Raw genomic sequence first — 20,250 nt, 5'->3', positions numbered from 1 at the left:
ACTCCCGAAGGGACTGACCCCGGATTTCCACTGAGTATGCATCGCATTATTCCGTCGCTCCGATCAAATCTATCCTGTCCGTGCAAAATCCATCCACGCCCCAGGCCAGCAGTTCGCTGGCCCGTTCGGGCGTGTTGACGGTGTAGCAGAACAGCCCCAATCCCGCCCCCTTGACCTCTCGCGCCAGCGCACGCGTCAGTTGCTGGTGATCGCAATGGAGCGCCACCACCTCCAGCTGCTGCGCCGTGTTCGCCCAGTCGTCCGGTATCTGTTCGACCAGCCAGCCGCGCGCCAGTTCCGGCGCCGCCTGGCGCGCCGCTTCCAGGGCGGCGATGCTGAACGACGAGAGCAGCGGCAGTAATTCTCCTGCAGCAATTTCCTTTGCGAAATAATCGCGCGTGGCCCGCGCCACCGCCGTGCCTGTCTGCGCATCGAAGCCGGGCGCCGGCTTGATCTCGATATTCATCCAGATGCGCTGCGCCTTGCAATACGCCGCCACGGCCTCGAACGTGGGCACGCCCTCGCCCGCAAACTGCGGGCCGAACCAGGCGCCCGCCTCCATGGCCCCCAGCTGCGCGGCCGTGTAATCGCTGACCTGGCCGCTGCCGGCCACGGTACGCCCCAGCTCGGGGTCGTGCACGACGACGGGCACGCCGTCGGACGCCAGCATGACGTCGAATTCCACGGCGCGGTAGCCGTAGGCGAGGCCGCAGCGCAGGGCGGCCAGGGTGTTTTCAGGCGCCAGGGTGCCGCCGCCGCGGTGCGCCAGGGTGCGTGGATAGGGCCACATGGTGTTCCTTTATTATCATGATGAGGTTTTCAATGGGGACGTCTTGCCATCATCGCGTGCAAGCGCCACCATGTAAAGGACGCGATCATGCGATTGGCGCCGTCTCCGCCCGCTTTCGTCGCAACGGCGTTGCGCCCGCATGGAGAGCCGCCCATAATTGCCGCATTGCCAACCCGAACGCTCCCCCGAAAGCGGTCCCGCATGCACACTACCGACACCGCCCCCCGCAAGACGGGCTTTCCCTACCGACGCCTTCTGGGCGATGCCCGTTATGCGCTGCTGCTCAATGTCCTGTGCGCCCTCTTCATCACCTTCGTGCTGAGCGGCGGACAAAGCTTCTGGCTCAACCTGCTTGCATCCATGTGCATAGGCGGCATCGCCTTCCTGCTCATCGACGGCATCCGCCTGGCTTGGTGGGGCGAGGGACGCCGCCCCCCAAGACTGCCCTTCACTGCCCTCATCATCGTCAGCGCCACCGTGGCACAGGTAGGCGGCACCATGCTGTTCGGCTGGCTGGCCAATATCGACGTTCCCGCGCCCGTCTCCATGTCGTCACGCAATGTCGGCATGACGGTGTTCACCTTGGCGGTGGCGGGAGCGGCCATCCTGTTCTTTGGCAGCCGCGAAAAAATCGCCCGCCTGCAAATGGAGGCGGCCCAGGAAAAGGCCCGCGCCGAATCCGTGGCGCGCCAGGCCATGCAGGCGCAGCTGCAACTGCTGCAGGCGCAGATCGAACCGCACATGCTGTTCAACACCCTGGCCAACCTGCAGGGCCTGATCAGCTTTGATCCGGACCGCGCCCAGCTGCTGCTCGATCAACTGATCCAATATTTGCGCGCCACCCTCTCATCCTCGCGCGCCGGCGCCACTACGCTGGAGCAAGAATTCTCCCTCATGCAAGCCTACCTGGGCCTGATGTCGATACGCATGGGCGCGCGCCTGGGCTACACGCTGGACTTGCCCGAGGCCTTGCGCGATATCAAGGTGCCGCCCATGCTGCTGCAACCGCTGGTGGAAAATGCCATCCAGCACGGCCTGGAACCGAAGATCGAAGGCGGCCATATCCACGTGCAGGCGTCCACGGACGACGGCATGCTGATCCTGACGGTTGCCGACGATGGCCTGGGCCTCGACCATCCGGGCCAGACCAAGGGCACGCAGCTGGGCGTGGCGAACATCCGCGAACGGCTGCACGGCATGCATGGCGATGCCGCCAGCCTGTCGCTGGCCGCCAACACCCCGGCAGGCGTCGTCGCCCGCCTGCGATTTCCCATTCACCCCACCACCGCGAGCCCCACGCCATGAGCAACCCCACCCCGCGCGCCCTGATCGCCGAAGACGAACCCATACTCGCCGCCGCCCTCGCGCATGCCCTGCGCCGGCTGTGGCCGGAACTCGACATCGTTGCCACCTGCGCCAATGGCGTGGAAGCCTTGCAACAAGGCCTGGCGCTGCAGCCCGACATATTATTTCTCGACATCAAGATGCCGGGCAAGACGGGCCTGGAAGCGGCCGAGGAACTGGCGGAGCAGTGGCCGGACGGCGTCGCTTTCCCCCATATCGTGTTCGTCACCGCCTACGATGAATACGCGCTGGCCGCCTTCGAGCACGCGGCCGCCGACTACGTCTTAAAACCCGTCAACGATGCGCGCCTGGGCAAGACGGTGGAACGGCTGCGGCAGCGCTTGCGCGACAGCGGGACAGCAACGCCAGCGGCAGCCACGACGGCGCCGGTGACGGCGGCCGTCACAGCGCCCACCGGCGACGACAACCTGACCCGCCTGCTGGCCCAGTTGCAGGCAATGGTGCCGCCCGCCCCGCGCCTGCACATGATACGGGCGGCCGTCGGCAACAGCGTGCGCATGATCGCCCTGGCCGACGTCGTGTATTTCGAGGCGCTGGACAAATACATCAACGTCGTGTGCCAGGACAGCGAAGCGCTGATACGCACGAGCCTGAAGGAACTCCTGCCCCAGCTGGACCCGCAACAGTTCTGGCAAATCCACCGGGGCACCATCGTCAATGCCAGCGCCATCGCCACGGCCGTGCGCGACGAGGCGGGCAAGCTGTCGCTGACCCTGCGCCAGCATCCGGCGCAGCTGCGCGTCAGCCCCTTATATGCCCATCTGTTCCGGCAGATGTAGCTAGTGCAGCTGGTGCTTCAGGTCCGACAGTTCATCGTGCACCTTGAGCACGGCGCTCTTCATTTCCGGCGTCACGCTGGACGCCGTGCCGCACGCCCGCTTGGCGCGGTCGCCCAGCGATTCCATCTGGTCAACGGCTTGCCGGATGCGCGCATCGTCCTGCGTGTCGATGGCTTGCCGCACGGCGCTCTTTTGCTGGTCCAGCTGGTTGATGCAATCCTTCAAATCCATCGGCATGCCCTGCTGCTTGCCGCACAACTGGGCCGCCTGGCCGATCGCGTGTTCGATGGCGCCAAAGCGCCGTGCCACTTCCTTTACCTGCATCATGATCTGTCCTCCCATGGTATCTGGAGTTGGATCGTCAGGCCGGTCCAGGGTTCCCCGCCAGCGGCCATGGCATTGAAATTTCCATGAGGCACTTTTTTGTAAGCGCTTGTGACATTCTAGATAATGATCAAATCCTTCAGATACATTGGCGTACCCGAACCACCATGCCCTCCATGACCTCGCTGCCACTCCTGCCCCGCCGCGCTCCCGGCCTGCTGCTGGTCGTCCTGCTGCACGCGGGACTGGCCTATGTCGTGCTGCAGTCGCACCCCCGCCTTGCCGCTGACGAGAACCTGCCGCAGGGTCCGGCCATCGCCTGGCTGCGCCACACGGCCCCTGCGCCGTCCAGGCCGGCAGCCTTGCCCAGCGCAAAACCGGCCGCTGAAAGCGTGCCGCGCCGAACCATACCCGCGCCCGTCAGCCGCCCCTTGCCGCCACCTGCCATCGAGCCGGCGCCAGCACCGGCAACGCCCGAAGCGATCACGCTCGTCGCGCCACCGAGCGCCGCCGACATCCTGGCGCAAGCCAAACGCGACGTGGGCAAGATCGACAGGGAGCTGCGCAAGGAATTCCCCCAGCGGGGAGAACAAAAACTGGAGGACACGGGCTTCAAACGCATGCAGCAAGGGTTTGCCGAGGCCTACGCGGCCGTGCCGCCGAAATGGTACGAGGCGTCGAAAATCGAGGAGGTGGGCGCGAATGAGGCCAGGGGCAGCCGCACGTATAAAATCACCAGCGCGCTGGGCACCTTGTGCGTGACCACGCGCGCGGGCAAGCAGGGGGAAACGATGATCGGCAACTGCCCCAAATAGCCGGGCTCAGCCCACCGCTTCGCGCGCGCCCAGCGGCTGCAAGTGACGCAGGCGCAGGGCGATCAGCACGCCGCCGCCCAGGCACAGTCCCAGCATGATGATGACGCCCGTCCAGCCGTCGAAGCCCCACATCATGCCCGAGGCGGAACCGATCAGGCTGGAACCCAGGTAATAGAACAGCAGATAGAAGGCCGAGGCCAGCGCCTGCGGTGCGCGGGCGCGGCGGCTGACCCAGCTGCTGGCGATCGAATGCGAGGCAAAGAAGCCGAAGGTGGCCAGCGCCATGCCGAAGACGATCAGCGGCAGCGAGTCGAACAGGGTCAATACAATGCCAGACAGCATCACCGACAGCATGATCCACAGCACGCCCCGCCGGCCCAGCCGGTCCACCAGGCGGCCCGCCCAGACGGAGCTGAAGATGCCGATCAGATACAGAAAGGCCAGCAAGCCGACCGTACTCTGGCGCAAGCTGAACGGCGCGGCCAGCAAACGGTAGCCGATGTAGTTATACAGGCTGACGAAACAGCCCATCAGCAGAAACGCCAGGCAAAACAGCCACGGCAAGCCCTTATCCGAAAAATGCTGCTTGATGGCATGCGGCAAGGCGTTCCAACCCTTGGTACTGGGCACGAAGTTCTTCGACGCGGGCAGGCTGCGCCAGAATTCCGCCGCCGCCAGCACGCCGGCCACGCCCAGCACGCCCAGGGCCCAGCGCCACGAGAGGAAATCGCTGAGCATGGAAGCGATCAAGCGCCCCGACATACCGCCGAACGCGCTGCCGGCGATATATAGCCCCATCGACAGTCCCAGCGACGGCCCCTCGATTTCCTCGCCCAGGTAAGCCATGGCCACGGCCGGCATGCCGCCCAAGGCGATGCCCAGCGCGGCGCGGATGGCCAGCAGTTGCGCGTAATCCTGGGCGAAGGCGGACAAGATCGTCAATATCGCGGCGGAAAACATCGACGCCACCATCAGCGGCTTGCGTCCCACCCGGTCCGAGACGGCGCTCAGCAGCACCAAGGAGATGGCCAGCAAGCCGCTGGACACGGACAGCGACCAGCTGCTTTGCGCGGGCGTCAGATGAAACTGCTGCGACAGCAGCGGGAACAGGGGCTGGATGCAGTACAGCAAGCTGAAGGTGGAAAAGCCGCCGAAGAACAGGGCGCGGTTGCTGCGCTTGAACTCGATGGATCCCTTGGCGATGGCCGTGCGGGGAGCGGGAGCGGAAACCGGAATGGCGGAAGGGGTGGCGGGGGCAAAAGCGAGCGATGAATCAGACATGGCCGTGTTTCGGAAAGGAAGCGAGTCTTCATCTTAGGATTGCCAACTCATATCGTCCAATATATATTCAAGGCCCAACTCATACTTTAAAACGATTACTGACATGGAACTGCGCCACCTGCGTTACTTTGTCGCCGTTGCCGAAGAGCTGCACTTCACGCGCGCGGCCGAACGCCTGCACATCGGCCAGCCGCCGCTGAGCCAGCAAATCCAGGCGCTGGAAAGGGAACTCGGTGCGCAGTTGTTCGAGCGCAACAAGCGCTCCGTGCGGCTGACGCAAGCGGGTGCGTTGTTTCTCGACGATGCGCGGCGCATCCTGGCCCTGTCGGAACAGGCGGCCGTGACGGCGCGGCGGGCCCAGCGGGGCGAAGCGGGAGAGTTGCGCATCGGCTTTACCTTTTCCACGCCGTTCACGCCGTATTTCGCGACCGTCATCAACCGCTACCGCCAGCAGTTTCCCCACGTCACCTTGACCTTGCACGAAATGGCGACCTTGCATCAGCTGGAAGCGATCTCGGGCCGGACGATGGACCTGGGTTTCGTGCGCCCGCCGGAAACGACGTATCCGGACGACATCCGTCTGACGGAATTGCGCCAGGACCCGCTGTTCCTCGTGCTGCCCGTCGCCCACGCGCTGGCGGCCAAGGACAGCATCGCCATTGCCGACATGGCGGGCGAAGGCTTTGTCATGTATCCCAGGGATGCGGGCACGGGGATTTATCCGCAGATCTTCCGCCTGTGCAAGGCGGCCGGCTTCGTGCCCCAGGTGGCGCAGGAAGCGGGCGAGGCGTCGACCATCATCGGCCTGGTGGCGGCCGGCTGCGGCATTTCCGTGCTGCCCGCCTCGTTCGACCGTATCCGCATGGATGGCGTGTGCTACCGCCCCATCGCCGACCCGCAGGCGAGCACCAGTTTATTACTTGCACAACGGGAAGAAGAGACGTCGCCGCTGGTAGCGGCATTCGTCAAGCTGGCCGAGGAAGCGGCGCTGGAAGGGGGAGCGTAGGCCGGCGTGTCGGCTTACGCTGCGGCTGTGCCGCAGCTAAGCCGACCTACGGAACACGCCATCGTAGGTCGGCTTAGCGGGGCCGCCGAGGCCCGGAGGGCGTAATCCGACACCAGCGATCACGAATAATCCGCGTCCAGCTCGGAACCCGCGTAGTTTTCCAGGTCCTCGAACAAGCTCTTCATGCTGGCCCGCGTGAGGATTTTCTGCACCACGGTGCAGCTGCGGCGGTAGGCGGCGATGCGGTCGAGCAGCACGGGGTGATGCTGCACGGGCACCTTGGCCACCAGGGCGGCCCAGCCTTCCTCGAAGTCCGGCTTGTTCTTGCGCACGGAACGCACGAAACGCTCGAACTCCTTTTGCCCCGTGCGCGCAACGATGCGCCCGCCGCCTTCGATGGCGAAAATGATGGCCAGCGCGATGACGCCCTCGGCATTCAAGTCGCTGTCGCTGACGGGGCCGTTGTCGTGGTGGCGGCGCAGCCAGCCGGCCAGGCGCACGACGGCTTGCACTTCCTTGCGCTGTTGCAACTGCAACGCATACTTTTCATAGCCGGCCCAGTTCTGGTTCGGGTCGGCCTGGCAAATATCGATGAACAGCTCGCGCAAACGGCGTGCAAGGTAGACGGGGTCCTGGTCGTATTCGCCGACGAGGGCGTCTTCCGGCAGCTGCGACAGGTCCTTGATCAGGCGAAAACCCACCTGGAACGCGTGCTCGGCGCCGTGCTCGACGAGGAAGTCGAGCGCGGCCTGATCGCCCTCATGCGTGACGGCCTGCTCCAGGCCCAAGGACACGCCGCCCACCGTCAGGTACAGCGCCTTCTGGATGCCGTCGGCCGTGCGTTCATTCGTGAACTTCTCGGCCACCATGGCCGTGATGCCCGTCAATTCGTCGGCCAGGTTCAGCGCCGCATCCTCGCGCGGGTCACCCGGCAACAGCTTGATGGCGCGCACCAGGCGCGGAAGATTCTCTACAACAATTGCTGGCAGCATTAGTGATTCCCTGCTTTCATTACGAGAAGATGCCCGTGCCCAGGCTGCGGCGCGTGCTGGAACGCGGCGCGCTGCGCGTGCTCGGCACTTGCTTGCGCAGGCGGTACAGCAATTCCTTGGTACTGCGCTGCAACATGGTCGGTTCTTCGTCCGGGTCGTCCGAGTATTCCGCGTCGGCCAGGTCGGCGCTGTGGCGGAAGTCGGGGAACAGCTCAAACAGCGAGCGGTCCCAGCCGTCTTCATTCGCTTGCGCCAGCTCGATGGCCAGCGGCACGACGTCGTTGTCGGACGAGGTCACGCCCGTCACGTACGGTCCCTTGATGACGATCTCGCCCGCCACTTCGAGGATTTCCTTCGGCGCCATCGAAAACAAAATGGCGAACGCCGTGGCGCCCCAGTCGGTGGCGGATGCTTCCAGCAGCAGCTCGCGGCGGCGCTCTGCGTCGTCGGTGGAAAACACCACGCCGTGGATATGCGCGAACAGCGACTCGGCGATGCGCTCCGGATCGTCCTCGATCTGGTCGTCGCTCCAGGTGGCGGCGATGAAGGCCAGGCTGTCGGCCCAGGCCTTGGGCGGCACCAGCAGGGTCGCCAGCGACATCTTGCCGCCGTCGAAGCCGGCCAGGTGCAGGGCCGTCACTTGCGGCGGGATGGCGCTCAGCACTTCCACCACGGCAAGATCACCGTACTGGTCGGCCGCATCGGCAAACGCCTGCTCGGCGTGGCCCAGCGAACCGGACAGCACCAATTCCGTGACCTGCTTCGTCAGCGCGGGCAGATTGCTTTTTTGATCCGCATTTTGATCCTTGTTATCGGCCATGGTCATCTCCATCCTGGTCAAACATCTGGGCGAAATCGTCGGTGGCTTCGTCTTCATCAATCTCGTCGTCGCCGTCGTCATTGGCGGCCAGCTGGTCGAGCGACTGGTCGTCGTCGTCCCACAGGCGCGGATTCTTGTGCAGGAAGGCCGTGATGATGGCCTGGCGCGCCAGGTCGGGGAAGCTCTCTTCGATGGCGGCGTACATCTTCGCCGCTTCCGGCGCGGCGCAGGCAGCCATGGAAAACACGCGGGCCGGGTCGCCGAACTCGTAGTCTTCGCTTTCGGCCAGCAAGCCTTTCGGGTCGCTGAAGGTGATGTGGTCGACCAGCGCGAAGGCCAGCATATTCACGTCTTCGATGCCGCCGCCGCTGGCGTACTCGCCGACCAGCGCGTCGACCATGCTCTTGTAGTTCTTGCGGTTCGGCGGGTCGCCGAGGATGCCTTCGATCTGGCCTTCCAGCTCGCGCGACTGGTACGCGAATTCAGGGTGTACTCTTCTCATGCTGTGCTTTCCAATGTGATGCTTGGTACTTTTACATAAAGGCAAAAGCACCATTGTTTGTTGTTTTTTAAATCATCCCAACTGTACCGCGTCTCACAGAACCGTAGCGAGCGGCAGTGAGTTGTGGCTAAGAAGCGCAACCGTACTTTAGTACGGTGAGCATCGCAGGCCGCAAATCACGACGCGCAGTAGGTTATGTGAGACGCCCTCAGTCCGCAGGAAGGACCGTGCCGTGAAGGCGGAACACGCCGCACCACAGGGCATAGGCTTCCGCTTCCGGATCGATGATGATGCGGTGGTTCACGCTCTGGTCGTATTCGGCGCGCTTGGCCGGGTCGGCCAGGATTTCATACGCCTTGGTGACGCTCTTGAAGCGCGCCTCGGCGCCGGGGGCCTGGTTGCGGTCGGGGTGGAAGCGCATGGCCAGCGAACGGTAAACTTTCTTGATTTCATCGTCGCTGGCATTGGGCGCGACACCGAGGACGTTATACAAATTTTCCATAAATGGCTCCGGGGTCACGTTTTGTTTGCTAATTAAAGGCGAATTATCCTATAGAACGGCGCCCGCGTCGCTTGCATGCTGGGAAATGGGGCCAAATACGTGCTTATAAAGCGCTTGCGGTACGGTAAAATGCTTTTTACTGTCACTCTTCCGCATTGATCAATGAGCAACGATAAACCGAATACCGCCGCGCCAGCGCTGGCGCCCAATTTCTTGCGTAACATCATCGAAGCCGACCTGGCTGCCGGCGCCCACGTGCGTCCCGGCCTGCCCCAGGTGATCACGCGTTTCCCGCCGGAGCCGAACGGCTATCTGCACGTGGGCCACGCCAAGTCGATCTGCGTCAACTTCGGCCTGGCGCGCGATTACGCCGGCCAGTGCAACCTGCGCTTCGACGACACCAATCCGGCCAAGGAAGAGCAGGAATACGTCGACACCATCATGGACAGCGTGAAATGGCTGGGCTTTGACTGGGAACCGAAACATGCCGATGGCCAGAGCCACCTGCACTACGCCAGCGACTATTTCGACCAGCTGTACGCGATGGCCGAATACCTGATCACGGCCGGCTTTGCCTACGTGGACAGCCAGAGCGCCGAAGACATGGCCGCCAACCGGGGCAATTTCGGCCAGGCCGGCAAGAATTCGCCTTTCCGCGACCGTCCGCGCGACGAATCGCTGGCCCTGTTCCGCGCCATGAAGGCGGGCCAGTTCAAGGATGGCGAACACATCCTGCGCGCGAAGATGAGCGAAGATGCCATGAGTTCGCCGAACATGAACTTGCGCGACCCGGCCATCTACCGCATCCGCCACGCGCACCACCACCGCACGGGCGACGCCTGGTGCATCTATCCGATGTACGACTACACGCACCCGATCTCGGACGCGCTGGAAAACATCACGCATTCGATCTGCACGCTGGAATTCCAGGACCACCGCCCGTTCTACGACTGGCTGCTGGAAACCCTGGCCGCCGGCGGCTTCTTCCAGCAACCGGTGCCGCACCAGTTCGAATTCTCGCGCCTGAACCTGACCTACATCGTCACCAGCAAGCGCAAGCTGCGCCAGCTGGTGGAAGAAAAAATCGTCGACGGCTGGGACGACCCCCGCATGCCGACCCTGGTGGGCATGCGCCGCCGCGGCTACACGCCGGAAGCGATCCAATTGATGTGCGAACGCACGGGCGTGACGAAATCCGACGGCTGGATCGACTACAGCGTGCTCGAAGGCTGTTTGCGCGAAGACCTGGACCCGAAGGCGCCGCGCACGGTGGCCGTGCTGCGCCCGTTGAAATTGATCATCGACAACTTCCCCGCAGGCGAGAGCGTGGAATGCACGGCACCCGTGCATCCGCACTTCCCCGAGCGCGGCTTGCGCACCTTCCCCATCTCGCGCGAGCTGTGGATCGAGGAAGACGACTTCATGGAAGTGCCGAACAAGGGCTATTTCCGCCTGTATCCGCCGATCGACGACAAGCCGGGCAGCAAGGTTCGCCTGCGCTACGGCTACGTGATCGAGTGCACGGGCTTTGACAAGGATGCGGACGGCAAGGTCATCGCCGTGCATTGCAACTATTTCCCGGACAGCAAGTCGGGCACGGAAGGCAGCGCCAACTACAAGGTCAAGGGCAATATGCACTGGGTCAGCGCGCCGACGGCGATTGCCGCCGAAGTACGCCTGTACGACCGCCTGTTTACGGACCCGCAGCCGGACGCGGGCGGCAAGGACTTCAAGCTGGCCCTGAATCCGCTGGCCAAGGAAGTGGTGCAGGCGTGGCTGGAACCGGGCGCGGAACTGGCCCAGCCGGAACAGCGCTTCCAGTTCGAGCGCCACGGCTACTTCGCGGCCGACCGCGTCGACAGCCAGCCGGGCAAGCCCGTCTTCAACCGCATCGTCACCCTGAAAGACAGCTGGCAGCCTGCCAAATAAGGCGCCGGACCACTCACGAAAAAACCGCTGCGGCGGTTTTTTTTCGTTTCAGAGAAAAATATTGCCTGTTGACTATAATCACGATAGTTTTGTATATTATGCACCTGTTGAGCAATTTACAATGTCGATAGTGCTTGTACAACTCAGTCTAGCCACCGCCACCGAGGCGGCACCCGATTCCTATTCCTGATGTGGATGGCGATGTCTTCTACTGCTGGCGAACACCCCTTATCTGCTGAAAAAAGGCCGCTCTGGCTGCTTGGCTTTGCGATGTCGATGATGGTGGGCCTGCTGTTCTACATGGCCGCCGCGCTGTCGGTCGAGAACGATGCCAGCGACCTGTTCGACAATCTGGCGCGCAATACCCAGAAAAATATCGAATCGCGCGTCCGCTCGTATGCCAACCTGCTGCGCGGCACGGCCAGCCTGTTCCGCGCCAACGAACACGTGAGCCGCGACCAATTCCACCGCTACGTGGAAAACATCGCCTTGCAGCACAACTATCCGGGCGTGATGAACCTCAATTACAGCCAGGAACTCGACGAGTCGCAGCGCAGCGCCTTCGAAGCGGCCATGCGGCGCGACTATCCGCCCGGGCGCGACGGCTATCCGGCGTTCGCCATCCATCCGCCCGCCCCGCGCGCCCAGTATTCCGTGCTGGTGTACATCGAGCCGGTTGCCAGCGCCCCGGAAAAGTATGGTTATGACATCGCCGAGCGCCCCCTGATCGCCGAAGCGCTGGCGCAGTCGCGCGATTCCGGGCAGATCAGCAATTCCGGCGTGCCCGTGCCCATGGAAGGGCGGCCGCAGATGACGGGCATGGCCATGCGCCTGCCCGTGTACCGCTTCGGCATGCCGATCGACACGGTGGAGCAAAGGCGCGCGGCTTACCAGGGTTCCGTCGGCATCGGCTACGACCTGGTGACGATGATGCGCAGCGCGCTGGCCGACATGCCGGTACGCAACGTGCGCCTGACCTTGTTCGATATCGGCCCGCAGGCGCGCGCGCCGCTGCAACTGCCGCACGACATGCGCCCCATTTTCGACAGCACGACGGCGGGCATGCACGCGCCATGGTGGCTGCCAGGCAACTCGGGCCGCTATCTGAGCAGCACGATGCTGATCGAACATAATGGCCGCATGTGGCAAGCGCTGTTCAGCGTGCGCAAGAGCGACCTGTATACGCGCTTCGACGCCTTTTTGCCGTGGCTGGCCCTGCTGATCGGCTTTGCCAGCACCATGCTGCTGTACATCCTGTTCCACACGCTGGCGTCGTCGCGCCGGCGCGCCATCCAGATGGCGACGGGCATGACGGAGGAGTTGCGCGCCAGCCAGATCCGCCTGCAGCTGTCGCACCAGAAACTGCGCCGCCTGGCGGCCCATGCCGACCAGATCAAGGAAGAAGAGCGCAAGCGCATCGCGCGCGAAATCCACGACGACCTGGGACAGAACCTGCTGGTGCTGCGCATCGATGCCGACATGCTGGCCTCGCGCACGCAGCGCCGCCACCCGCGCCTGAACGCCCGCGCCCGCTCAACCCTGGAACAGATCGACGCCACCATCAAGAGCGTGCGGCAAATCATCAACGACCTGCGCCCTACCGTGCTGGACCTGGGCGTGAATGCGGCCGTCGAATGGCAGGTGGCGCAATTTCGCCAGCGCACGGGCATCGCTTGCGAAGTGAGCGAAAGCCATGACGACATTTGCCTGAGCGACCAGTGCGCGACGGCACTGTTCCGCATCCTGCAAGAGTCACTGAGCAATATTTCCCAGCATGCCAACGCCAGCCGCGTGCAGGTCAAGCTGGAAAAGTGCCGCGATACGGTGTCGATGAGCATCAGCGACAACGGCGTGGGCGCGGCCATCGACGGGCGCAACAAGCTGGGCTCGTTTGGCCTGGTGGGGATCGAGGAACGTATCAAGTTGCTGGGAGGCACTTTCTACATCGAAAGCAGCCCCGGCGCCGGCATGAGCGTGCACGTCAGCGTACCGCTGGGCGCGGACGCCACCGCGTTTCCCTACCAGGAAGACAGCCGGACCAGCGCCTGACAGGCGGACCGCATGAAGCAAGCTCAGCTTGCATATTTCGTAATTAGATGCAATATTGATGTAGAACAACTAAACCCCTGCCCACCATGGGCCAGGCATTCATCGACTACTTGCCAGGAGTATATACCCAGCGCTTTCCCTTGTTTTACCGTATTTCCCACAACGCTCTTTACAAAAGGACATTCATGGATACGAACGACAGTTTCAAGGCAATTGCCGATTTGAATTTGGACGCGATCAAGGTCAAGCTGATGCACCGGGAGTCAGGCGAAGGATGGAGTCTGGAGAAGGCGAATGCGGTGGAATTCGAATACCGCCGCTTCCTGATCCTGATGAAACAGTTTCCGGAAGAAGAAACGGCGCCGCTGATGGACGTCGATACCTTCTGGCACTACCACATCCTCGACACCCTGAAATATGCGGCCGACTGCGAACAGGTCTTCGGCTACTTCCTGCATCATTTCCCGTACATCGGCCTGCGCGGCGAAGACGACGAAGCGGCGCACCATCGCGTGGGCGAGCGCATGAAACAGCTGTATGAGCAAACGTTCGGGGAAGATTATATCCGCGCGGAAACGGCGTATTCGGGGCGTGCCGTACAGGCGGCGTATTCGGGACGGGCGGTACAGGCGGCGTATTCGGGACGGGCGGTACAAACAGCATTTTCCAGCGCCGCGGTACAGGCCACCGCCTACTCGGGCCGGGCCGTGCAGACGGCGTTTTCCAGTGCGGCCGTGCAGGCGACGGCATATTCGGGCCGCGCGACGGGCGCTGCCAGCACCGCATTTTCCAGCGCGCCTGCCACACTGGCCGCTGCGGTGGTCAAGTCGTCCACGACCGGCCTGGAGATGGGGCGTTTCTATGTCGATCGTCCGGTACTGAACCGCGACCCGCAATAGAAAAGCGGAAAACAGATGTGGCTGCCGCACGCGGCAAGCCTGACTTACCCAGACGGCACCTCTCAGTTTGCCGTCTGTCAGGCGCTCTTAGGCAGCCATCAACTCGCGCAGTTCACGGATGCTGAAATCGCTGATTTCATGCATGCGGATGAGGATCGTGGCGCCGATCGGCAAGGTGTTGTGACGAATCTTGCTGATAACAGGTGGCGCCACTTCCAGAGCTCGCGACAAGGCGGCATCATTTTTCAGCTGCAGCTTGTCGATGATCGCATCGAGGACGCGATTCGGGTTGTAGGTAGGCAAAGAGGTAATTTGTTTGAGAGACATGATCAAAAATCCGTACTTGTTGTATTAGTGCAAAAAGAAACCGAATGCCTCTTTTGCAATAATTCAGGGTAAACACACTAAAAAGCGCCATCACTTATGCGGCTTTTACGCCGCAAACAATATAATACACGCTATTGTTGATTTTTGCGTAACTTAAAGCAAAATTGTGATAATTGAAGAGAATTGACGCACTTGGAATGTGCTAGAGGATAACCCAAATCGGAAAAATTTGCTGCAAGTCATCAATTTTTACAATGAGGAACGCCGCTGCGCATCAGCCAGGCAATCGCCATGAGCGCGCCCAGGCGGGCTATTTCCGTAGATAAATGCCAGCCTTGCACGGCCACGCCGGCCGGGGTGGCAAGCAGGCAAGTGCCCGGCGCGCTATCCACGCGGCACCAGGCCAGTTGCCGGCGAATTTCATCGGGCGGCGGCGGCGGCTGCCGCGCATGTTCGCGGCGGCGCATATAGGCGCGCACCTGTTCCTTGCTGGGGTGATTCGTAGCTCGCATGGCTCGCTCCTGCTGGCGGAAAACAGCGTCGCGCTAATTGTAGAGCCCGCCACAAATAGCTGAAACGCGTGACGACATCGCTCACCATATCGCCAGCGCGCCATGACGCGTTTGCGCCGCATCAAATGGCAAGGCCACGGTGTTGCACCGAAGCCCATGCTGCCCACGGCCTGGCGGCCGTCCTTATTTCTTTTGCTGGCGCACGCGCTGTTGCTGCTTTTCCTGCGTCTGCTGGCGGTTCTGCTTGCGCTCGAACAGGGTGACCGCATCTTTCTTGGCTTGTTCCAGGGTACGCATTTCCTCATGCGCATCGTGCGGAACAAAAAATTCGGCGTCCTGCGCCGCCACGACCAGCTTGATGGCGGCGTCGTCGTCGAGGTCGTACAGTTCCGTCAGGACGGTGGTGACCTCGTCCAGGTATGCTTCGTAAGTGAGGGTGCTCATGCGGTAATCCTTAAGTGAATGGCGCAACGCCGGAACGGCGCGCTGCGCGCCGGCCCAGCAAAGTGCGCAGATAACCGGCCATTTTACCCGATGCGGACCCCGCCGGCTGCCAGCGCCTGCAAGGCATCGGCCACGCGCGCGTAGCGCAGACGCACGCCCAGCTCGCGCTTGATGCGCGTATTGTGCAGGCGACGCGATTCGGACATGAACGACAGCAGCATCGGTGTGACCGCTTGCCGCAGCTCGGCACGGGGCAGGCGCGGCGGGCGCGGCAGGCCGAAGGCTTCGGCCACGGCATCGAAATACTCGGCCATTTTGAGTTCGCTGTCATCGCTGGCGTGATACACGCGTCCCGGCTTGCCCCGCCACAAGGCCCGTTCGATGATGCGCGCCAGGTCATCGGCATGGATATGGTTGGTGTACACGTCGTCGCCCGCGGCCAGGGCCGGCGTGCCTTCGCGCAAACGTTTCAGGGGCAGGCGGTCTTCCGCATAGATGCCCGGCACCCGCAGGATGGCCACCTTGGCGCCACGGCGCGCGCCCCAGCCCCGCAAGACCTGCTCGGCGTCCACGCGCCGCTTCGCGCGCGCGTTCGACGGCGCCACAGCCCGCGTTTCATCGACCCAGGCGCCGCCGCAATCGCCATACACGCCGCTGGTGCTCACATACACCATGCGTGCATGCTCAGGTAAAATGGCGGCCAGATTGCGCGTGCGCCGGTCCAGCAAGCCCGACGACAGGGGCGGCGCCAGGTGCACCACCATCGTCGCCAGTCCCGCCAGCCGTTTCAGGCTGGCGCGGTCGTCGAGGTTGGCCACGATGGGCACGGCGCCGGCCGCCCGCAGCTGCGCGCAGCGCGCCGGCTGGCTGGTGACGGCAAAGACGCGAAAACGCGCGCGCAGCAGGGGCAGCAGGCGCATGCCGACGTCGCCGCAGCCCAGGATCAGCAGGCGCGGCAAGCCAGAGGGCTTGCGCAAAGAGTGCATTAACATATTTTTCATCTCAAGGATTGTATGACTTTTCAAGTTACTGTTCAGCCCAGCGGCCACCAGTTCAGCTGCGAAGCGGACGAAACCGTGCTGGCGGCGGCGATACGCGCCGGCGTGGGCTTGCCGTATGGCTGTAAAAATGGCGCCTGCGGCTCCTGCAAGGGCAAGGTTGTTGCCGGCACCGTCCAGCACAAGGCGCACCAGCAGCGCGCCCTGACGCCGGAAGAGGAAGCGGCCGGCTTTTCCCTGTTCTGCTGCGCCACCACGCACGCCGACCTCGTCATCGAGGCGCGCGAAGTGGCGGGCAGCAGCGACTACCCGATCAAGAAAATGCCGTCGCGCGTGACCACCATCGAGAAAGTCGCGCCCGACGTCGTCGTGCTGACCCTGCAGTTGCCGGCCAGCGAGCGCCTCAACTACCGCGCCGGACAGTATATCGAAATCCTGTTGCGCGACAACAAGCGCCGCAGCTACAGCATGGCCAGCGCGCCTGCCGACGGCGGCCCCGTGACCCTGCACATCCGCCACCTGCCGGGCGGCCTGTTCACCGACCAGGTGTTCGGCAGCATGAAAGAGCGCGACATCCTGCGCTTCGAAGGCCCGATGGGCACCTTCTTCCTGCGCGAAGATTCCGACAAGCCCATCGTGCTGCTGGCCTCGGGCACGGGCTTTGCCCCGTTGAAAGCCATCGTCGAGCACATGATCAGCGGGCAATCCACGCGCCCGATCACCCTGTACTGGGGCGGCCGCCGTCCGCACGACCTGTACATGGATGCGCTGTGCCGCCAGTGGGCCGCCGACTTGCCGCAGTTTACCTATGTGCCCGTCGTCTCGGACGCCTTGCCGGAAGACGCCTGGAGCGGCCGCACGGGCTTCGCGCACCAGGCCGTCATCGCCGACTTGCCCGACATGTCCGGCTACCAGGTGTATGCCTGCGGCGCGCCCGTGATGGTCGATGCGGCCCACCGCGATTTCGTGCAGCAGTGCCAGCTGCCAGCCGACGAGTTCTACGCGGACGCCTTCACCAGCGAAGCCGACCTGGCCAAGTAAGCATCTCCTTCCAGACAGCGGGGCGCTGCTGGCGCGGCATCCGCTGCCGCCACCCGCCCCACCCCGCTGTTTCCTGGAAATCTCATGTCTCTCTCCATCCTGCGTCACCGCAATTTCGCCTGTTATCTTTCCGCCCGCTTGCTGGGCACGGTGGCCGTGCAGATGCAAAGCGTGGCCATCGGCTGGCAGGTGTACCAGATCACGGGCAGCCTGTTCGACCTGGGCCTGATCGGCCTGGCGCAGTTCGCGCCCTTCCTCGTATTGATTTTGCCGGCCGGCCACGTGGCCGACCGCTACAACCGCCGCAACATCATCGCCTGGTGCCTGACGGCGCAGCTCGCTTGCGCGCTGGCCCTGCTGGCGTTTACGTTAAGCAATCTTTCCATCGTCTGGCCCGTGTTCACCGTGCTGGTGCTGTTCGGCAGCGCGCGCGCCTTCATGATGCCGGCCACGCAAGCCGTGCTGGTCAACATGGTGCCCACGCAACACTTCAGCCGCGCCGTCGCGCTCAGCTCGTCAAGCTCGCACGTGGCCATCATCCTGGGCCCGACCCTGGGCGGCTTGCTGTATTACTTCGGCCCCAAGGTGGTGTATCTGATCTCGTCGGCCTTGCTGGTGCTGTCCGTGCTGCTGATGCGCGCCACCACGCCGGCGCCGCAAGTGGTCAAGCGCGAACCCGTCAACTGGCACACCCTGCTCGAAGGCTTGCGCTTCGTCTGGTCGAAACCCATCGTACTGGGCGCCATTTCGCTCGACCTGTTCGCCGTGCTGTTCGGCGGCGCCACGGCCCTGCTGCCGGCGCTCGCGCATGACGTGCTGCATATCGGCCCCGGCGGCCTGGGCCTGCTGCGCACGGCCCCGGGCGCCGGCGCGGCCCTGTGCTCGATCGCGCTGGCCATCTTTCCCATCACGCGCCGGGTCGGCGCCTGGATGTTCGGCGGCGTGGCCGTCTTCGGCCTGGGCACCCTGGTGCTGGGCAGCACCAGCTATTTCCCGCTGGCGCTGGCGGCGCTGTTCCTGATGGGCGCCGGCGACATGGTCAGCGTCTACATCCGCCACCTGCTGGTGCAGTTCGAGACGCCGGACGAGATCCGCGGCCGGGTCAGCGCCGTGAATGCCGTCTTCATCGGCGCCTCGAACGAGCTGGGCGAATTCGAATCGGGCCTGACGGCCGGCTGGTTCGGCCTCGTGCGCGCCGTGCTGTTTGGCGGCGCCGCCACCCTGGCCGTGACGGGCATGTGGGCCGTACTGTTCCCCGTGCTGTCGCGCATGGACCGCTTCCCCCACCACGAAAAGGAAGCGGCCGCAGGACGGTCACCGGAGCGGGCACTTAAGGGCTAAGATGCGCTATTGCCACTGACTAAGCCGCCCCATGAAAATCACGCTGCCCTTGCACAGCTTCATCCGCAGCCGCCCCCACCTGAGCATGGCCACGGCCATCGGCGTGGCGGCCGGCCTGCTGCTGCCCGCAGCGTGGCAACAGATGACGCGTCTGCTGACGGCGTGGAACGTGGCCGTCTGGTTCTACCTGGCGACGATGGCCTGGATGATGATGCGTGCCAACCATCACAAGGTCAAGGCCATGGCGGCGCGCCAGGATGAGCGGGCGGCCACGGTGCTGTCGGCGCTGTCCGTCGCATCCGTGATGAGCCTGGTGGCCATCGTCTCGCAGCTGTCCTCGATGAAAGACATGGCGCCGGACGAGCGCGCGCTGCATTACGGCTTGACGATCCTCACCCTGGTCGGTTCCTGGTTCCTCGTCGGCACCCTGTTCTGCTTTCATTACGCCCACCTGTATTACCAGGCCGCCCCCGCGCTGCGCCCCCTGAAGTTTCCCGACGACGAGCAGAATCCCGATTACTGGGATTTCCTGTATTTCGCCTTCACCATCGCCGTGGCCGTGCAGACGTCGGACGTTTCCGTGCAGACGCGGCCGATGCGGCAGATCGTGCTGGGGCAATCCGTGCTGAGTTTTTTCTTCAATCTGGTCGTGCTGGGGCTGTCGATCAATATCGCCGCCGGCCTGATCAATGGATAAAGCTGAGGCCGGCTTGAAAAGATTCTGCGAGGAAACTTGACCTGGGTGTAGGGTTAAGCTCATCTTAATCGTGCGCACCCTCTTGAAATACTGGAAAGAGGAGTAAGATAAGTTCCATGCACGAGGTCATGTGCATGAGGCAGCAACCAGGCCGCAGCACGCCTGAGATGGGTTTTTTTTGAATTGACAGGAGTAAGCATATGCAAATCAATATTCATACCGACAGCACCATCGCCAACACCGCTGGACTGAACGAACATGTGCAATCCGTACTTGAAAGCGCACTGAGCCGCTTCCGCGACAACCTGACCCGCATCGAAGTCCACATCAGCGACACGAATGGCCCGAAAGGCGGCGCCGACGATATCCGCTGCGTCATGGAAGCACGCGTTGCTGGCTATCAACCGATTGCCGTGACCGAACAGAACGCCACCGTGCACCAATCCGTTGCCGGCGCCACCGACAAACTGAAACGCGCCATCGATAGCGCCCTGGGCCGCCTGCAAGACAGCAAGCGCCACGCCACCGGCAAGAATGCCGTGATCGATACGGCCGAAGCGGAAGAAACCGCCGAGTAATTCCCCCCACCCGCAGGATTTCCAGAGACTGAGGCAGCCGTTCAAGGCTGCCTTTGCACATCCGGGCCCGCCTTTCGCCTGCGGCAACAAGCATAGTAAAACCACCATCATTTCAGCTTATTAACACAGCAATGAAATAATTGTCGCATTTCCCACAGTAAGTGACACCAAGCAAGCCTTTGCCGTTACAGCCTAGGCCGCTTTACGCTATCATGAAGCTACCGGCTCTCTGCTCGCGCGCGCCGGCTTTTTGAAAGTG

At 63.1% G+C, this 20,250-nt stretch carries 22 protein-coding genes; 11 read left to right on the top strand and 11 right to left on the bottom strand.

Features of this window, described 5'->3' with window-relative positions; all coding sequences use genetic code 11:
* Positions 1 to 46: 46 nt before the first annotated feature.
* The gene (gene ugpQ, locus AC07VH_RS15615) at positions 47 to 790 is read right to left on the bottom strand and encodes a glycerophosphodiester phosphodiesterase (RefSeq protein WP_489628620.1); all 744 of its coding nucleotides are present in this window, start codon (positions 788 to 790) and stop codon (positions 47 to 49) included.
* 201 nt (positions 791 to 991) lie between these two features.
* On the opposite strand from ugpQ, the gene AC07VH_RS15610 reads away from it, so the two are divergent.
* The gene (locus AC07VH_RS15610) at positions 992 to 2,095 is read left to right on the top strand and encodes a sensor histidine kinase (protein WP_475414297.1); all 1,104 of its coding nucleotides are present in this window, start codon (positions 992 to 994) and stop codon (positions 2,093 to 2,095) included.
* Positions 2,092 to 2,934, top strand: a complete 843-nt coding sequence (locus AC07VH_RS15605) for a LytR/AlgR family response regulator transcription factor (protein ID WP_475414296.1) — start codon at positions 2,092 to 2,094, stop codon at positions 2,932 to 2,934. Before AC07VH_RS15610 ends, AC07VH_RS15605 begins: the two co-directional genes overlap by 4 nt.
* On the opposite strand, the gene AC07VH_RS15600 is transcribed toward AC07VH_RS15605, so the two are convergent.
* Positions 2,935 to 3,261: a hypothetical protein gene (locus AC07VH_RS15600; RefSeq protein ID WP_141171999.1), complete on the bottom strand. Its 327-nt coding sequence runs from the start codon at positions 3,259 to 3,261 to the stop codon at positions 2,935 to 2,937.
* Positions 3,262 to 3,425: 164 nt separating this feature from the next.
* On the opposite strand from AC07VH_RS15600, the gene AC07VH_RS15595 reads away from it, so the two are divergent.
* Positions 3,426 to 4,073 carry a hypothetical protein gene (locus AC07VH_RS15595; RefSeq protein ID WP_494788353.1) on the top strand — a complete coding sequence of 216 codons (648 nt, stop codon included), beginning with the start codon at positions 3,426 to 3,428 and terminating at the stop codon, positions 4,071 to 4,073.
* 6 nt (positions 4,074 to 4,079) lie between these two features.
* Here AC07VH_RS15595 and AC07VH_RS15590 read toward each other — a convergent pair whose 3' ends face one another.
* Positions 4,080 to 5,354 carry an MFS transporter gene (locus AC07VH_RS15590; protein ID WP_494788354.1) on the bottom strand — a complete coding sequence of 425 codons (1,275 nt, stop codon included), beginning with the start codon at positions 5,352 to 5,354 and terminating at the stop codon, positions 4,080 to 4,082.
* 103 nt (positions 5,355 to 5,457) lie between these two features.
* Between AC07VH_RS15590 and AC07VH_RS15585 the strand changes: the two genes are divergently transcribed.
* On the top strand, positions 5,458 to 6,360 hold the full coding sequence (locus AC07VH_RS15585) for a LysR family transcriptional regulator (protein ID WP_494788355.1): 903 nt from the start codon (positions 5,458 to 5,460) through the stop codon (positions 6,358 to 6,360).
* Positions 6,361 to 6,479: 119 nt separating this feature from the next.
* Here the strand turns inward: AC07VH_RS15585 and AC07VH_RS15580 are convergent, their stop codons facing one another.
* The 4 genes from AC07VH_RS15580 to AC07VH_RS15565 all read right to left on the bottom strand — a co-directional run bounded on the left by AC07VH_RS15580 (position 6,480) and on the right by AC07VH_RS15565 (position 9,176).
* Positions 6,480 to 7,352, bottom strand: coding sequence for a hypothetical protein (locus AC07VH_RS15580; protein WP_494788356.1), 873 nt, complete (start codon positions 7,350 to 7,352; stop codon positions 6,480 to 6,482).
* 19 nt (positions 7,353 to 7,371) lie between these two features.
* Positions 7,372 to 8,172: a hypothetical protein gene (locus tag AC07VH_RS15575; protein WP_475417372.1), complete on the bottom strand. Its 801-nt coding sequence runs from the start codon at positions 8,170 to 8,172 to the stop codon at positions 7,372 to 7,374.
* Positions 8,162 to 8,674 carry a hypothetical protein gene (locus AC07VH_RS15570; RefSeq protein WP_489628627.1) on the bottom strand — a complete coding sequence of 171 codons (513 nt, stop codon included), beginning with the start codon at positions 8,672 to 8,674 and terminating at the stop codon, positions 8,162 to 8,164. Before AC07VH_RS15570 ends, AC07VH_RS15575 begins: the two co-directional genes overlap by 11 nt.
* 208 nt (positions 8,675 to 8,882) lie before the next feature.
* Positions 8,883 to 9,176 (bottom strand): DnaJ domain-containing protein, encoded by a 294-nt coding sequence (locus tag AC07VH_RS15565; RefSeq protein WP_010395442.1) that lies wholly within the window; start codon positions 9,174 to 9,176, stop codon positions 8,883 to 8,885.
* A 162-nt stretch (positions 9,177 to 9,338) separates the two neighbouring features.
* On the opposite strand from AC07VH_RS15565, the gene AC07VH_RS15560 reads away from it, so the two are divergent.
* From AC07VH_RS15560 to AC07VH_RS15550, 3 genes are all read left to right on the top strand, one after another.
* Positions 9,339 to 11,105, top strand: coding sequence for a glutamine--tRNA ligase/YqeY domain fusion protein (locus AC07VH_RS15560; protein ID WP_489628628.1), 1,767 nt, complete (start codon positions 9,339 to 9,341; stop codon positions 11,103 to 11,105).
* A gap of 270 nt (positions 11,106 to 11,375) precedes the next feature.
* Positions 11,376 to 13,154, top strand: coding sequence for a CHASE domain-containing protein (locus AC07VH_RS15555; protein WP_494788357.1), 1,779 nt, complete (start codon positions 11,376 to 11,378; stop codon positions 13,152 to 13,154).
* A 185-nt stretch (positions 13,155 to 13,339) separates the two neighbouring features.
* Entirely contained in the window at positions 13,340 to 14,053 is a 714-nt protein-coding gene (locus AC07VH_RS15550; protein ID WP_475417376.1) for a glycine-rich domain-containing protein, read from the top strand.
* Positions 14,054 to 14,140: 87 nt separating this feature from the next.
* On the opposite strand, the gene AC07VH_RS15545 is transcribed toward AC07VH_RS15550, so the two are convergent.
* The 4 genes from AC07VH_RS15545 to AC07VH_RS15530 all read right to left on the bottom strand — a co-directional run bounded on the left by AC07VH_RS15545 (position 14,141) and on the right by AC07VH_RS15530 (position 16,337).
* Positions 14,141 to 14,380: a hypothetical protein gene (locus AC07VH_RS15545; protein ID WP_029496207.1), complete on the bottom strand. Its 240-nt coding sequence runs from the start codon at positions 14,378 to 14,380 to the stop codon at positions 14,141 to 14,143.
* Positions 14,381 to 14,622: 242 nt separating this feature from the next.
* A complete protein-coding gene (locus tag AC07VH_RS15540) occupies positions 14,623 to 14,892 on the bottom strand; it encodes a hypothetical protein (RefSeq protein ID WP_475417377.1) in 270 nt (89 codons plus the stop codon).
* Between the two features lie 183 nt (positions 14,893 to 15,075).
* Entirely contained in the window at positions 15,076 to 15,336 is a 261-nt protein-coding gene (locus AC07VH_RS15535) for a hypothetical protein (protein WP_475417378.1), read from the bottom strand.
* Positions 15,337 to 15,419: 83 nt separating this feature from the next.
* Positions 15,420 to 16,337 carry an SDR family oxidoreductase gene (locus AC07VH_RS15530; RefSeq protein WP_494788358.1) on the bottom strand — a complete coding sequence of 306 codons (918 nt, stop codon included), beginning with the start codon at positions 16,335 to 16,337 and terminating at the stop codon, positions 15,420 to 15,422.
* Between the two features lie 12 nt (positions 16,338 to 16,349).
* Here AC07VH_RS15530 and AC07VH_RS15525 point away from each other — a divergent pair, with 12 nt between their 5' ends.
* The 4 genes from AC07VH_RS15525 to AC07VH_RS15510 all read left to right on the top strand — a co-directional run bounded on the left by AC07VH_RS15525 (position 16,350) and on the right by AC07VH_RS15510 (position 19,991).
* Positions 16,350 to 17,375, top strand: coding sequence for a CDP-6-deoxy-delta-3,4-glucoseen reductase (locus AC07VH_RS15525; RefSeq protein WP_494788359.1), 1,026 nt, complete (start codon positions 16,350 to 16,352; stop codon positions 17,373 to 17,375).
* A gap of 84 nt (positions 17,376 to 17,459) precedes the next feature.
* The gene (locus AC07VH_RS15520; RefSeq protein WP_494788360.1) at positions 17,460 to 18,716 is read left to right on the top strand and encodes an MFS transporter; all 1,257 of its coding nucleotides are present in this window, start codon (positions 17,460 to 17,462) and stop codon (positions 18,714 to 18,716) included.
* Positions 18,717 to 18,747: 31 nt separating this feature from the next.
* Positions 18,748 to 19,413, top strand: coding sequence for a DUF1345 domain-containing protein (locus tag AC07VH_RS15515; protein ID WP_494788361.1), 666 nt, complete (start codon positions 18,748 to 18,750; stop codon positions 19,411 to 19,413).
* Between the two features lie 200 nt (positions 19,414 to 19,613).
* Positions 19,614 to 19,991, top strand: a complete 378-nt coding sequence (locus AC07VH_RS15510; RefSeq protein WP_070221366.1) for an HPF/RaiA family ribosome-associated protein — start codon at positions 19,614 to 19,616, stop codon at positions 19,989 to 19,991.
* Positions 19,992 to 20,250: the final 259 nt, after the last annotated feature.

Source organism: Janthinobacterium sp. GW821-FHT03C10 (assembly GCF_059420865.1).
Note: the sequence above shows the minus strand (reverse complement) of the source record. Positions and strands in the feature narration are given on the sequence as shown.

Coding starts and splice junctions, on each gene's coding strand:
- AC07VH_RS15540 (WP_475417377.1), bottom strand. CDS start 14,892: ATGCGAGCTACGAATCACCCCAGCAAGGAACAGGTGCGCGCCTATATG.
- AC07VH_RS15565 (WP_010395442.1), bottom strand. CDS start 9,176: ATGGAAAATTTGTATAACGTCCTCGGTGTCGCGCCCAATGCCAGCGAC.
- AC07VH_RS15600 (WP_141171999.1), bottom strand. CDS start 3,261: ATGATGCAGGTAAAGGAAGTGGCACGGCGCTTTGGCGCCATCGAACAC.
- AC07VH_RS15515 (WP_494788361.1), top strand. CDS start 18,748: ATGAAAATCACGCTGCCCTTGCACAGCTTCATCCGCAGCCGCCCCCAC.
- AC07VH_RS15580 (WP_494788356.1), bottom strand. CDS start 7,352: ATGCTGCCAGCAATTGTTGTAGAGAATCTTCCGCGCCTGGTGCGCGCC.
- AC07VH_RS15545 (WP_029496207.1), bottom strand. CDS start 14,380: ATGTCTCTCAAACAAATTACCTCTTTGCCTACCTACAACCCGAATCGC.
- ugpQ (WP_489628620.1), bottom strand. CDS start 790: ATGTGGCCCTATCCACGCACCCTGGCGCACCGCGGCGGCGGCACCCTG.
- AC07VH_RS15525 (WP_494788359.1), top strand. CDS start 16,350: ATGACTTTTCAAGTTACTGTTCAGCCCAGCGGCCACCAGTTCAGCTGC.
- AC07VH_RS15550 (WP_475417376.1), top strand. CDS start 13,340: ATGGATACGAACGACAGTTTCAAGGCAATTGCCGATTTGAATTTGGAC.
- AC07VH_RS15575 (WP_475417372.1), bottom strand. CDS start 8,172: ATGGCCGATAACAAGGATCAAAATGCGGATCAAAAAAGCAATCTGCCC.
- AC07VH_RS15585 (WP_494788355.1), top strand. CDS start 5,458: ATGGAACTGCGCCACCTGCGTTACTTTGTCGCCGTTGCCGAAGAGCTG.
- AC07VH_RS15555 (WP_494788357.1), top strand. CDS start 11,376: ATGTCGATGATGGTGGGCCTGCTGTTCTACATGGCCGCCGCGCTGTCG.
- AC07VH_RS15605 (WP_475414296.1), top strand. CDS start 2,092: ATGAGCAACCCCACCCCGCGCGCCCTGATCGCCGAAGACGAACCCATA.
- AC07VH_RS15560 (WP_489628628.1), top strand. CDS start 9,339: ATGAGCAACGATAAACCGAATACCGCCGCGCCAGCGCTGGCGCCCAAT.
- AC07VH_RS15570 (WP_489628627.1), bottom strand. CDS start 8,674: ATGAGAAGAGTACACCCTGAATTCGCGTACCAGTCGCGCGAGCTGGAA.
- AC07VH_RS15530 (WP_494788358.1), bottom strand. CDS start 16,337: ATGAAAAATATGTTAATGCACTCTTTGCGCAAGCCCTCTGGCTTGCCG.
- AC07VH_RS15510 (WP_070221366.1), top strand. CDS start 19,614: ATGCAAATCAATATTCATACCGACAGCACCATCGCCAACACCGCTGGA.
- AC07VH_RS15535 (WP_475417378.1), bottom strand. CDS start 15,336: ATGAGCACCCTCACTTACGAAGCATACCTGGACGAGGTCACCACCGTC.
- AC07VH_RS15590 (WP_494788354.1), bottom strand. CDS start 5,354: ATGTCTGATTCATCGCTCGCTTTTGCCCCCGCCACCCCTTCCGCCATT.
- AC07VH_RS15610 (WP_475414297.1), top strand. CDS start 992: ATGCACACTACCGACACCGCCCCCCGCAAGACGGGCTTTCCCTACCGA.
- AC07VH_RS15520 (WP_494788360.1), top strand. CDS start 17,460: ATGTCTCTCTCCATCCTGCGTCACCGCAATTTCGCCTGTTATCTTTCC.
- AC07VH_RS15595 (WP_494788353.1), top strand. CDS start 3,426: ATGCCCTCCATGACCTCGCTGCCACTCCTGCCCCGCCGCGCTCCCGGC.